The 13033-nt window shown below is 59.3% G+C and carries 11 protein-coding genes; 7 read left to right on the forward strand and 4 right to left on the reverse strand.

What is annotated here, in order from left to right:
* Positions 1–114 precede the first annotated feature (114 nt).
* From B1C80_RS25300 to B1C80_RS25310, 3 genes are all read left to right on the forward strand, one after another.
* Positions 115–1038 carry a sugar phosphate isomerase/epimerase gene (locus B1C80_RS25300; RefSeq protein WP_077923985.1) on the forward strand — a complete coding sequence of 308 codons (924 nt, stop codon included), beginning with the start codon at positions 115–117 and terminating at the stop codon, positions 1036–1038.
* A gap of 111 nt (positions 1039–1149) precedes the next feature.
* Positions 1150–2571, forward strand: coding sequence for a Gfo/Idh/MocA family oxidoreductase (locus tag B1C80_RS25305; RefSeq protein WP_139361742.1), 1422 nt, complete (start codon positions 1150–1152; stop codon positions 2569–2571).
* Positions 2572–2691: 120 nt separating this feature from the next.
* Complete coding sequence (locus B1C80_RS25310) at positions 2692–3105, forward strand: hypothetical protein (RefSeq protein WP_077924130.1); 414 nt, start codon at positions 2692–2694, stop codon at positions 3103–3105.
* A gap of 11 nt (positions 3106–3116) precedes the next feature.
* Here B1C80_RS25310 and B1C80_RS25315 read toward each other — a convergent pair whose 3' ends face one another.
* Both B1C80_RS25315 and B1C80_RS25320 read right to left on the reverse strand, forming a co-directional pair.
* Complete coding sequence (locus B1C80_RS25315; RefSeq protein ID WP_077923986.1) at positions 3117–3356, reverse strand: DUF3820 family protein; 240 nt, start codon at positions 3354–3356, stop codon at positions 3117–3119.
* The gene (locus tag B1C80_RS25320; RefSeq protein WP_077923987.1) at positions 3356–4678 is read right to left on the reverse strand and encodes a DEAD/DEAH box helicase; all 1323 of its coding nucleotides are present in this window, start codon (positions 4676–4678) and stop codon (positions 3356–3358) included. The genes B1C80_RS25315 and B1C80_RS25320 overlap by 1 nt, the downstream gene beginning before the upstream one ends.
* A gap of 170 nt (positions 4679–4848) precedes the next feature.
* Here B1C80_RS25320 and B1C80_RS25325 point away from each other — a divergent pair, with 170 nt between their 5' ends.
* The 3 genes from B1C80_RS25325 to B1C80_RS25335 all read left to right on the forward strand — a co-directional run bounded on the left by B1C80_RS25325 (position 4849) and on the right by B1C80_RS25335 (position 9790).
* Entirely contained in the window at positions 4849–6150 is a 1302-nt protein-coding gene (locus tag B1C80_RS25325; RefSeq protein WP_077923988.1) for a dienelactone hydrolase, read from the forward strand.
* Between the two features lie 92 nt (positions 6151–6242).
* Positions 6243–7853, forward strand: a complete 1611-nt coding sequence (locus B1C80_RS25330; RefSeq protein ID WP_201723590.1) for a serine hydrolase — start codon at positions 6243–6245, stop codon at positions 7851–7853.
* Between the two features lie 497 nt (positions 7854–8350).
* A complete protein-coding gene (locus B1C80_RS25335; RefSeq protein ID WP_077923990.1) occupies positions 8351–9790 on the forward strand; it encodes a DUF6600 domain-containing protein in 1440 nt (479 codons plus the stop codon).
* Positions 9791–9881: 91 nt separating this feature from the next.
* Here B1C80_RS25335 and B1C80_RS25340 read toward each other — a convergent pair whose 3' ends face one another.
* The gene (locus B1C80_RS25340) at positions 9882–10274 is read right to left on the reverse strand and encodes a hypothetical protein (protein ID WP_077923991.1); all 393 of its coding nucleotides are present in this window, start codon (positions 10272–10274) and stop codon (positions 9882–9884) included.
* 316 nt (positions 10275–10590) lie between these two features.
* Between B1C80_RS25340 and B1C80_RS25345 the strand changes: the two genes are divergently transcribed.
* A complete protein-coding gene (locus tag B1C80_RS25345; RefSeq protein ID WP_077923992.1) occupies positions 10591–12156 on the forward strand; it encodes a serine hydrolase in 1566 nt (521 codons plus the stop codon).
* 194 nt (positions 12157–12350) lie between these two features.
* Here the strand turns inward: B1C80_RS25345 and B1C80_RS25350 are convergent, their stop codons facing one another.
* Positions 12351–13013, reverse strand: a complete 663-nt coding sequence (locus B1C80_RS25350) for an NAD-dependent epimerase/dehydratase family protein (protein ID WP_077923993.1) — start codon at positions 13011–13013, stop codon at positions 12351–12353.
* Positions 13014–13033 lie beyond the last annotated feature (20 nt).

The raw sequence follows: 13033 nt of genomic DNA on the forward strand, positions 1-13033 counted from the left end.
CTTCCCCTTTTTGTGGGCCTGGCTACCGGCTTCGGCCCTGGCTGGTAGTCAGGCGTAGGGTGGGTATATCGGGTACCGGCGGCTTCTTTATGGGAGAGGACCCTCAACTCACCCATGGCTCATCAACAACCCAGTCGGCGCCTGTTTGTCAAAGCGGCAACGGCAGCTATGCCGCTGCTGACCGCAGGCGGTATCGAGTCGGCAGGTCGGGCGGTGGCGGTGGCTGCTCCACAAGCCGGTGGGCCGCTGCGGCTCAGCTGCAACCTGTACTCCTTCAACGAGCCGCTGATGAGTGGGCAGATGACCCTTCAGGAGGTGCTGGCGTTCTGCTCGGCCGTCGGATTCGATGCCGTCGACCCGACCGGCTATTATTTTCCGGGCTACCCCGCCGTACCCGATACCAGCTACCTCTACGAGATCAAGCGCCGGGCGTTTCGGCTGGGGCTCGACATCAGCGGGACGGGCGTACGCAACGATTTTACACTGGCCGACCCGGCCAAACGAAAAGCCGACATCGGGCTGGTCAAACAATGGGTCGACGTGTCGGCCCGGCTCGGCGCTCCGGTGCTGCGGATCTTTTCGGGGAAGGGGGTGCCGGCCGGACATACCCGCGAAACCGTGACGGGCTGGCTGGTCGATGCCCTGGGCGAGTGCGTCGACTATAGCGCGAAACAGGGCATCATTCTGGTGCTGCAAAATCACGCTGACTTCATCGAAACGGCCGATCAGCTGCTCGACATCCTGCAACATGTCAAGTCCGACTGGCTGGCCGTCAACCTGGACATCGGCAGTTTCCGCATCGGCGATCCGTATGCGCAGATTGCCCGGGTGGCCCCGCTGGCGGCTACCTGGCAGATCAAGGAGAAGCTGTTCGTTAACGGTAACGAAGTAGATACCGATCTGGACCGGATAGCCCGCCTGGTTCGCGCGTCCGGCTACAAAGGGTATCTGCCCATCGAGACGCTGGGCAAAGGCGACCCGCGCCAGAAAGTGCCCGCCTTCTATAATCGAGTAAAAAAGGCAATGTTCCCTACATAATGCCTGTCATTTGCTTCGGCACCGTTCTAAAAATTTGTTACTTTGTATACGCTCAGTGGATCGGCAGTCCAGGACACATACCGACCCTGAGCCAATCGTTAACCTCAATTCATGATGAAAGACAACAGTCAGGAGTCGATGGGTAGTAAATCCCGACGTACATTTCTCAAGACCCTCGGGGTAGCCGCTGCAACGGCTCCGACGGCGCTGGTTGAAACGAAAGCGGCCAGCACTCCCACCACCCAGTACCTGAACCTGGTAAAAAATCACGCCAGCACCTCGGCCAACAGCAAGGTCCGGCTGGCCCTGATCGGAACGGGCGGCATGGGCATTGGCGACACGCAGACCGCCCTCATGGTCGACGGGGTTGAAATGGTAGCCGCCTGCGATCTCTACGACGGCCGTCTGCGCCGGGCCAAAGAACTGTGGGGCGATGGCCTGACCGTTACCCGCGACTACCGCACGCTGCTCGACCGCTCCGACATCGACGTGGTGATCAACGCTACCACCGACCACTGGCACGAGAAAATTTCGTCAGACGCCATGCGGAAAGGCAAGCACGTCTACTGCGAAAAGCCGATGGTGCAGAAGGTAGAAGACGGTCACACGCTCATCAAGGTAGCCGCCGATACGGGCAAGGTATTTCAGGTGGGCAGCCAGTTTGCGTCGTCGATCATCATCAGCAAAGCCAAGGAACTGCTGAAGGCAGGCGACATTGGCGAGCTGGTTTTTGCCGAAGCCCAGTACGACCGGCATAGCGCGATGGGCGCCTGGCAGTACTCGATTCCGCCCGATGCATCGCCCCAGACCGTTGACTGGGATACGTACCTGGGCAGCGCCCCCAAGCGCCCCTGGGACCCGCTCCGGTTCTTCCGCTGGCGCAACTACCAGGACTACGGTACCGGCATTGCGGGCGACCTGTACGTACACCTGCTCACGAGCCTGCATACCATTACCGGATCGCTCGGTCCCAACCGCGTGTATTCGAGCGGAGGAACGCGCTACTGGAAAGACGGCCGCGACGTGCCCGATATTCAGCTCAGCATCTACGACTACCCCAAAACCGCCGAACATCCGGAGTTCAACCTGACCACCCGGTCTAACTTCGTCGATGGCGGTGGTGGAGCGTATCTGGTACGGCTGGTCGGTACCGAGGGCGACCTGTCTATCGGCTGGGATAGCCTGACCGTTCGCAAGAACAAGTTTCCAAAAGCACCCGGCATGTCGGTCGATAACTTCCCGAAAGATCAGAAAGAGCTGTTCGTGGCGGAGTACAACAAAATGTACCCATCGGTGCCCGAGATGGAAGGACCGAAGGAGTTTAAGTATACGGTGCCCAAAGACTACAAAGGCGACCGGTACGAGCACTTCGTGAATTTCTTCAACTCGGTTCGCGACAAGAAGCCCAACATCGAAGATGCTACGTTCGGGCTGCGGGCCTGCGGACCCACCCAGTGTGGCAACATGAGTCTGTTCCAGAAAAAAGTAGTGAGCTGGGACCCCGCCAAGATGAAGATCGGGAACGCCGTCTAGACCACTGGCCAACTTATATACCGCCGAAGCGCCGGGTTCGGGAGCAGACCGATTACTTTTGCTCCTGAATCCGGCGCTTCGGCGTTGCTGAGCCGTAACTGCACCGCCATTTATTCCGTTATGACAACCAACGAAATTTACGACCTGCTGACCGATGCCATCAGCCGCGCTATTCCTGACGAATGGACCATCGCCCGACTGAACGTACAGGCCCTGAGCGATGGACAGGATATTGAGTACGACGGCACCTACCTGACCCCGGCGGGCGAGGAAGAGCCGCTCTCCACCGATATGCCCGACGAGGTGACGCAGGCCGTACAGGCGCTGTTTATCCGGCGGAAGCAGGAAGGCCAGCCCCCCGCCAACTACCTGCAGATCGATCTGAGTGCGCAGGGGCAGTTTACCGCCGATTTCAGCTGGGATCAGGAAATACAGGACGAAGATGATCATTTCTCGGCCGGCGGCACCGCCCGCGACTGGATCGCCATCCGGGACGCCAAATACGGCCCCCGTCCCGAGCCGACCGACGAGTAGCCGGGGCAGCCTTACCGCCGGGTTGGCTTCAGCCCGTCGAGCAGATAGTCGAGTCCGTTGAGCCGGATTTCGTACAGCGTCTGGAGCAGCTGCCCCAGCTTGCCGGCCGGAAACCCTTTCTGCGCGAACCACTCCAGATACGCCATGGGCAGGTGACGAAGCAGCACGCCCTTGTATTTGCCGAACGGCATTTTATAATCGACCAGTTCGACCAGCAGGGTAGGGTCGCCAAAGGGTACGTGTTCGGCCATCAGCGGGCGAGTTCGATTTTGTATTTACGACCTTTCATTTTCAGGTCCCGGATCTGCGTCAGCAGGGCGTTGACTTTTGCTGTTTTGACGGCGGCAAACGACATAAAATCTTTTATCTCGATCAGGCCCAGGTCGCCGGGGGCGAGCTTGCCCTGCTGCGAAAAGAAGCCTACGATATCCACTTTGTTGAGCTTGTTTTTGCGGCCTCCGCTGATGTACAGAGTCTGAAACTCGGGCGCCTGGGGCAGCGGGCCGTCGGTGGGCAGGGGCATCTCCTCCAGGTCGGCGGGGAGCCAGGCAGGCCTGTCTTCGGCCGGGTGCAGGATGACGTAGGCCGTACCGGACGCGTGCATTCGGGCCGTGCGGCCGTTGCGGTGGGTAAACTCGTGCTGGTGAGCCGGCAGGTGGTAATGGACTACGTGTTTCATCTCCGGAATGTCGAGGCCGCGGGCCGCCAGATCGGTCGTGATCAGGTACCGGACACTGCCGTTTCGGAACTGGATGAGGGCTCGTTCGCGGGCGTCCTGCTCCAGACCGCCGTGGTACACCAGCGAGTAGATGCCCCTGTCGGCCAGCAGCTCACTGGTTCGTTCGGCGGCATCGCGGTGGTTGCAGAAAATAAGCGCGGCTTCGGAGTTGAAGGAGCAGAGCAGCCGAAACAGCGTATCGATTTTGTCGCGCGCCGGGGCGGAAACCAGCCTGATCGCCAGTCCTGTTTCGGTATCGTCGGGTGCGGCAAAGCTAAGCTTCGTCGGGTTGTTGAGCCGGACAAAATCGGGAACGGTAATGCCGGCCGTAGCGGATACCAGCACCCGGTTGCGGAGGGCGGGCAGGCTATCGACAATAAAGGCCATCTCTTCGTGAAACCCCAGCGTCAGCGACTTGTCGAACTCATCGAGCACCAGCGTATGAATCCCGTCGAGGGCAACCGTTTGCCGGTCGATGTGGTCGCTGATGCGGCCGGGGGTGCCGATGAGCAGCGCCGGCGGGTTGCTGAGGTTTTTCAGCTCGGTCTCCATCGAATGGCCGCCGTAGCAGACATTGACCTTAAAACCGGTTCCCATCTTTTTCCAGACCTGTTCGATCTGCAGGGCTAGTTCCCGGGCCGGCACCAGAATCAGACACTGTACGCCGGGGCGGGCGGGGTCGAGGAGCTGACAGATGGGCAGCAGAAACCCGAGCGTTTTGCCCGAGCCGGTGGGGGCAATCAGAAACGTGTCGGTATCGGGCTGGATGGCGGCTTGGGCAGCCTCCTGCATGGGGTTGAGGGCGGTGATGCCCAGGTTCGCCAGGAGCTGCGCCGACTGTTCGGGAGTAAGCATACCTCAAAAGTACGCCGAAATGACGCAGCCGACACCGTTACCAGCGCCAAACCGTCCGCGGCTGCCCCCGATTGTCCGATAGGTCGGTTGGGAGCTGCCTTTTCTCTGTATATTGGCCGCCCGACGCCGGCCTGTGCCGGGGCCGACCGTTCCTAAACCCCTGCCATCGTATGTTATCTGTGTACCGTTTCCTCACTGCTGCCCTCCTTGTCCTCTTTTTCGTTCCATCCAGCCTGACAGCCCAGACCGCGCCGGATGGCTTTGTCTTTGGCGACCTGCTTCCCGACGCGCCCGAACTGGCTGCGCGGGGTTCGTACGGGGTTGGGGTGCGTACCATGACGCTAACCAATACCGATCAGCCCGACGTGCTGCGCACCAAAGAAGGCCAGACACCCCGTTATGATCGCCAGCTTACGGTCGAGATCTGGTACCCGGCCCGGATTCCGGCGGGGAAGGCCGAGCGGGTGGTCTACGAGCAGGTAATGGGCAGTGCCAACGATCCCAAGCGGCCGCTGATCCCGTTCACCTTTGCCGGGCGGGCTCTGCGCGATGCCGACCCTGATCCCGGAACGGGCGCGTATCCGCTGGTGATCGTGTCGCACGGATACCTGGGGTCACGCCTGCTGTTCACCTACCTGACCGAAAATCTGGCCTCGAAAGGCTACGTCGTGGTTTCGATCGACCATGCCGAATCGACTTTTCGCGATGCGGCCGGTTTTCCGAGTACGCTGCTGAACCGATCGCTCGATGACCTGTTTGTGCTGAACGAAATGGCCCGGCTGAGTGCCAAGACCAGCAAGACCTTTCTGGCCGGACTGCTCGATGCCAGCAACACGGCCCTGATTGGGTATTCGATGGGTGGCTACGGCGCCCTCAATGCCGCCGGAGCCGGTTACAGCGCCCAGGCCGCCAAATTTTTCAGCCAACTGGCCGGTGGCAGCACAGCGCTGGAAGCGCGCACGACCAGCTCGCCGGCCTACAAAGCCTCGCAGGATCCGCGCATCAAAGCCGTGGTTGCGTTTGCGCCCTGGGGCATGGAACGGGGCGTCTGGGATGCCGAGGGTCTGGCGGGACTGACCCGGCCAACGCTCTTCGTGGCGGGTAGCCAGGACGACATATCGGGTTATGAGAAAGGGATCAAGGCAATTTACGACGGAGCCGTCAACGCCGATCGGTATCTGCTGACCTACCTCAACGCCCGGCATAACGTAGCCCCCAATCCCCCGCCGGCTGAGTCGCTGAAGCCCGGGTTGCCGCTCGATGAATACCTGCGCTACGCCGAACCGGCCTGGAACGAACGGCGTATCAACAACATCAACCAGCATTTCGTGACGGCTTTTCTGGGTATGCACCTCAAAAAGCAGGATTACGCCCGCTATTTTGAGCTGAACGAAAACGCCAACACCAAGCTCTGGACGGGCTTTAAGCCCCGCACGTCGGTAGGCCTGGAAATGCGACATGCCCGACCGTAGACCGGCTGGTAAGCAAGGGGCTGCCGATGCGCAGACCAAAGTATAATTGGGGCGGGTGGTTCTTTGACAGGCACATCTACTCATCTACTGTTGTGATATCATCTCGCCGACTTTTTCTGAAACAGCTGGGCCTGGGTGCCGTGAGCCTGAGCGTTGCCCACACGAGCTGGGGCTGGGGCGCACCCGCCCGTACCCTCAAACTGCCCCGTAGTCTGCCTGGCCTCCAGGGCGTCTCGCCCACGGGTCTGCTGAACTTCCTCAACGCCGTAGAAGCGGAGAAGCTGCATGTCCACAGCATGATGGTAGTTCGGCACGGACAGGTCGTGGCCGAGGGCTGGTGGGCTCCCTACGCTCCGCAGCTGAAACATACGCTGTATTCACTCAGCAAAAGTTTTACCTCAACGGCCGTGGGTATGGCGGTGGCGGAGGGGAAACTGTCTGTCGACGATAAAGTGGTTTCGTTTTTCAAGGCCGATTTGCCGGCTACGGTCAGCGAGAACCTGGCGGCTATGCGGGTCAAAGACCTGCTGACCATGTCGACCGGCCACGATAAAGACACGACCGCCACCATGCGCGCCGACGGGAATACGAACTGGATTCGGACGTTTCTGGCGCAACCCGTCGACCACAAGCCCGGTACGCACTTTGTCTACAACAGCGGAGCAACGTACATGCTCTCGGCCCTTGTGCAGAAGCTGACCGGTCAGCCGGTACTGGCTTATCTTAAACCGCGTTTGCTGGATCCGCTGGGCATCGAAGGGGCCGACTGGGAGGTGGACCCGAACGGGATCAATACGGGCGGCTGGGGCCTGCGGGTCCGCACCGAAGATATTGCCAAGTTTGGCCAGCTCTACCTGCAAAAAGGCGTCTGGAACGGGAAACGGCTCATCAGCGAAGCCTGGATTGCCGACGCTACCCGCTCGCAGGTGATGTCGGCCGGCGGCAAACGAAAAGCCGAGGAGAACGACTGGCTACAGGGCTATGGCTACCAGTTCTGGCGGTGTCGGCATGATGCGTATCGGGGCGATGGAGCCTTCGGACAATATTGCATCGTGCTGCCGAAGGAGGATGCGGTGGTGGCGATCACCTCCGAAACCGGCGATATGCAGGCTATTCTGGATGCCGTCTGGACCCATATCCTGCCGGCCCTGCGGGGTGAAGGACTGGCGGCCGGGAAAGCCGATACCGACCCCCTGACCCGCAAACTTAAAAGCCTGGCCCTGCCGTTCTCGAAGCAGGATACGAATTCGCCACTGGCCGCTACGATCAGTGGCCACACCTTTGCCCTGGCCGACAATAGCCTGAAGGCGACTACGGCTTCGCTGACGTTTGGAAAGGATGGCTGTATCTTCAAACTGCGTGACGATCGGGGGACCCATCAGGTGATGTGCGGCCTGAACCGCTGGGCCGAGGCCGAAACGACCTTCCCGACGGCTCCGCTCAAACTCGTTGCCACCCCCGTTCCCGGCGAAACCCAGACGCGGGTGGCGGGTACGGGCACCTGGACCGATGCCAACACGTTCCTGATGACGTGGCGGTTCATTGAAACGGCGCATTACGAAACCGTAACCTGCCAGTTCGATGATGCCGGGAGTCTGTCTGTTGCTTTTGAAAGCAGCCTCTCCAAACTGAACAATACCAAAGATTCCCGGCCCAGGCTGCAAGGCAAACGCCAGCCCGGCATGACCAGCCAGAAAGGATAAGGTTCGTGAGGAAGAATTTTTAATGGGGTATATGTATTGCCCGGTATTCGTACCGGGCAATACATATACCCCTCATTTTTCCCGGCATGAATGCCGGTCCTAGTCATGGGTCGTGCTCCATGTAAATCCGGCTCGGTTCGTTTGATGACTAGCCCTGGCATGAATACCGGGGTAATGTAATATCTCGGATTTCTCTGGCATGAATGCCAGAGCTAGTCATAGGTCGTGCTCAATATAAATCCGGCCCGGTTCGGTCAATGACTAGCTCCGGCATTTATGCTGGGGTAATGTAATATCTCGGATTCCTCTGGCATGAACGCCAGAGCTAGTCATAGGTCGTGCTCCATGTAAATCCGGCCCGGTTCGTTTGATAACTAGCCCTGGCATTTATGCCGGGGTAACTAATCCGTATTCATGCCGGAGAAATAAATAATCCGTCCCGGATTAAACGTTTCGCGATCAGTGGTATCTAATGGCTATAAGCCAAACACAAGGCGATGAAAACGACAGGGAACTTCCGGACAATGATTGTCGGCATGGCGCTGAGCCTGGCTGGCATAACGACGACGCTGGCACAAGGCGGATATGGTCAACCGGACTATGGACAGCCGGATTATAACCAGCCGGGCTATGACCAGGCCTATGGTCAACCCTATAACCAGCCGGGTGGTCCCGTTCCGTCGCAGGATTTTTATAACGATCTGGGGCCCTACGGGCAGTGGGTCAACACGCCCGAATACGGCCGGGTCTGGATTCCGAATGTCGAGCCGGGCTTTCAGCCTTACGCTACCAACGGCCATTGGGTCGTAACGGAATATGGAAACACCTGGGTGTCCGACTACGCCTGGGGCTGGGCACCATTCCACTATGGACGGTGGTACCTCGACCGCTATCGGCGCTGGGCCTGGGTGCCGGGCTACGACTGGGGACCGGCCTGGGTATCGTGGCGATCGGGGGGCGGCTACTACGGCTGGGCTCCGCTCGGACCGGGTATCAACATCAACGTGAACATCAACATTCCGGCCGATTACTGGGTATTTGTGCCGCAGGTGTACATCACCAGCCCGCGCCTGTACAACTACTGCGTACCCCGGCCGCGTGTGGTGAATATCTACCACAATACAACCATTATCAATAACGTATACCGGGTTAACAACCGGGCCTATGCATACGGACCGCGCCGGGAAGAAATCGAATACGTAACCCGACGGAGCGTGCCGGTATACCGGGTCGAAAACGCAGGTCGCCCGGGACGAACGGTTGTGCGCGACAACACCGTTGGCTTCTACCGGCCCGAGGCCAGTCGGGGCTCGCGAGGTGGTGCGCCTGCTTATACCAACGATCGCCCGGCTTACACCAATAGTCGGCCAGACTACGGTCGTCGCGATTATCGAACCAATTCAGGGGCCTATACGGGTGCGACCGGTGTCGAATCTCCCCGTGTGGAGGCACCCCGTGTGGATGCTCCCGGTGCCTCTGTGCCAGGGGTAGAGTCACGCGGTTCGGGGGCATCCCGTACCGATGGACCACGCTACGATAGCCCCCGCTATTCGCCACGGGGTCAGTCGTCTGACTATTCGGGACGCACACCCCGGTATGAACCCCAGGCTCAGTCGACTGAGCCGGCGCCACAAACGGGATCGGGCTTTCCGCAGCCGAGTCGGCGCGAATCGTTTCCGCAGCGTGAGAGTGGCCAGTCGCGCGGCACCTTCGAATCGCGCGGTCAGGGACAGATTCCGACCCAGCGCGAGTCGATGCCCCAGAGTCGGGGTGGGCGGGTCGAGTCGTTCCCGCAACGGGACAACAGCCCCGTTCAGCCGCAGCGGTCGGGTGGGTTCGAGTCACGCGGCCAGGGGCAACCCGCACCGACTGGCCAGCCACAGATGCCCCAGGGCGGATTTCCGGCTGGGCGTGGGGGCTCGCGGGGGCCGCGCTAATAGCAGTCAACAACAAATCATGAACATAGAGCAGGTCCGTTATGGCCCCGGTTGGGCTGGTAACGGACCTGCCGTCTTTGCCGACTGGTCATCAGCGGTATCGGATGAAGACGACTATGCTGCCGATTACAAGCACCACGAAGACCAGGATCATGCCAACGAGGTAGGCCGTTCCGATACCGGGTCCCTGCTGACTGAAGGCCGACATTCCTTTGTCGAGGGCCAGGTGAGCGCCAACTATCCCTGCCACCCATACCCGTAGCAGGAGCCCACGCTTTTCCACGTCAGGAATAGACCAGAGCAGGAAAACCAGCGCCGTCAGTGCAGGGATGAGTACCCATAGGTTCTCGATAAAATCGTCGATACGGGGGTTGGGCGGCTGGTTCGCCCTGGCCAGCAAGGTCATTGATCCGTAGGCCAGCAGCCATACCAGTTCGGGCCCAATCAGTACCGTGGCCCAGCGCGGCAGTGTTGATGTGTCCATAGAAATAAGCGCCTGCATTACCGCGCGTGTATTGGTTCAGATAAGAAGACCTGGTATGATCACCAGGCGATCTCGCCGGGTACGGCACACCAACGGCCGCACCCGTAAATCCGTGTTGGTAAGTACGCCGAAATGACCAAGAGTACCAGCGGGTTTTTCGTGAAGGGACAGTGCCGGTATCTATTTGTTGCGAAAGGTCGGCTGACGGCTCGTTTCGGGCGGCTCGGAATTGGGGGGCGTGGTCGATACGTGATTTCGGAGTCTACACTCGTCTTTTTCTGATAAGCCGTATCTTGGGCTTCATTCCCTCATAGCCATGCTTCAGCGACTTATCCCTGTTTGTGTTCTGCTTTCTACCCTGACCAGCCTGTATGCCCAGCCAGTGGGCTCACCTGTAGCGTCGGTGAAGACCTACGAACCCCCGGTTTTCACCGACCCTGACCGGCTGAAAAAGATACAGGCCCTCGCGCCAACGATCGATAAGCTCTATAAAGACTATGCCGTCAAACGTAATTTTCCGGCCCTGGCCTACGGTGTCGTGGTCGACGGAAAGCTGGTTTATGCCGGCAGCACGGGCTATACCGATGTGGCGAAGAAAACGGCGGCCACCCCTAAGTCGCTGTTCAGGATCGCGTCCATGACCAAAAGTCTGACCGCCCTGGCTATTCTCCACCTGCGCGATCAGGGCAAACTCCGGCTCGACGACCCGGTGCAACAGTACATCCCGGAACTGAAACCCATAGCGTACGTCACCGCCGACGCGCCCCTGATCACAATCCGTAACCTGATGACCCACTCGGCCGGCTTTCCGGAAGATAACCCCTGGGGCGATCGCCAGCTGGCCGATTCGGACGCCGACCTGATCAACCTCATTAAGGGTGGGCTGACCAGTGCCAATGCGCCAGGCGTGGCCTACGAGTATAGTAACCTCGGTTTCGCCATGCTGGGTAACATCATCACGAAGGTGTCGGGCAGGCCCTATCAGCAGTACATCACCGATGCCATTTTGAAGCCACTCGGTATGGATCAGACGCTCTGGGAATACAGCAGCGTACCGGCCAACCTGCTGGCGCACGGCTACCGGGCTCAGGACGGGCAATGGGTTGAGGAGCCACTGCTGCACGACGGTTCGTACGGGGCGATGGGTGGTCTGATCACCTCGATCGAAGATTTTAGTAAGTATGTCGCGTTTCATCTGGCTGCGTGGCCTCCGCGGAGCGAGGCTGACCGCGGACCCGTGAAGCGCAGTTCCGTGCGGGAGATGCAGCAACCCTGGATGTTTTCGGGACTGGCCACCCAGGCAAAAACCTCGGCCGGTAAACCCTGTCCCGTTACCAGCAGCTATGGCTACGGACTCGGCTGGTCGCAGAACTGCGAGGGGCGGGTGAGCGTTGGCCATAGCGGTGGTTTGCCCGGTTTCGGTAGTCAGTGGCGCATGTTACCCAACCACGGTATCGCTGTCATTGCCTATGCAAACCTGACGTATGCGGGGCTGGGAACCATCAACTCAGTCGTGCTCGACACACTGGTATCGCAGGCTGGCCTGATGCCCCGGCAGCTGCCCGTTTCGCCCATCCTGAACCAGCGCAAAGCCGAACTGGTCAAACTCCTGCCCGACTGGACCAACGCCGAATCGAGCGGCATCTTCGCCGAGAATTTCTTTCCTGATCAGTCGGTCGATACCCGGCGGAAAGCGGTGCAGACGTTGTATGCCAAAGCCGGAAAAATCAAACGGGTTGGGGCGATGGTACCCGAGAACCAGCTGCGCGGCCATTTCATCATCGAAGGCGAGAACGCCAACATCGAAGTGTTTTTCACCCTTACCCCCGAAAACCCCGCGCTCATTCAGCAACTCGACATAGCGGAAGTACCCCGCCCGTAAAATGGTTATGTGTGACCGATACGCCCCCGTTTCCACCGTGGTGCGGCTGCGTGCCCATTGCTACCAAGGTCCGTGGGGACACGGACCCCTGACCGGATGGTTTTGTTGACGCATAAGTGGTCCGGACAGGTTGTCCGGCTGCTCGTCCCGGTACGGACGCGGACCCTGGTAGCAAGACGACTGTCGCACCCGCATCAGGACTTGGCGAGCTTCACGATATCGTTGACTTCCAGAATCGACTTGTCGTAGCCTTTGGTGGTGGCTTTGATCATGGCTTTGGCCAGTTCCTGCAACGTAGAAACGAAGCTCGGCAGTACCAGCCGGAATACCGGATACAGCCAGGCAATATACCGGTAATAACTCTTTACGTTTTTGAGTCCTTTTGTCGGCAGCAGAAAACCGGGCCGGAACATGTATGTTTTCCGGAATGGCAACAGCCGCAGTGCGTTCTCGGTAGCCCCTTTGATCCGCGCCCACATCACCCGCCCCTGCGCCGTACTGTCGGTGCCGCTGCCCGAAACATAGCAGAACGTCATGTCTGGATTCTGCCGCGCCATCAACTGGGCCGCATGAATGGTCAGATCGTAGGTCAGGTGATAGTAATCGGCTTCAGTCATGCCTACCGACGATACACCCAGGCAGAAGAAGCAGGCGTTGTAGCCCGTCAGCTGAGCCGCCACAGGTGTCAGATCGAAAAAGTCGTCGTGAATGAGTTCACGTACTTTGGCGTGCGAAATTCCGGTTGGTTTACGGTTCAGCAGCAGAATCTGCTCTACATCGGCGTCCTGTAAACATTCATGGAGTACGCCCTCGCCAACCATGCCAGTGGCCCCTGTAATAATTGCGTTTACCTTCATGGGTTAGTTATATTGAGCAC

It is taken from the genome of Spirosoma sp. 209, from assembly GCF_002006735.1.
Classification (GTDB): Bacteria; Bacteroidota; Bacteroidia; order Cytophagales; family Spirosomataceae; genus Spirosoma; species Spirosoma sordidisoli.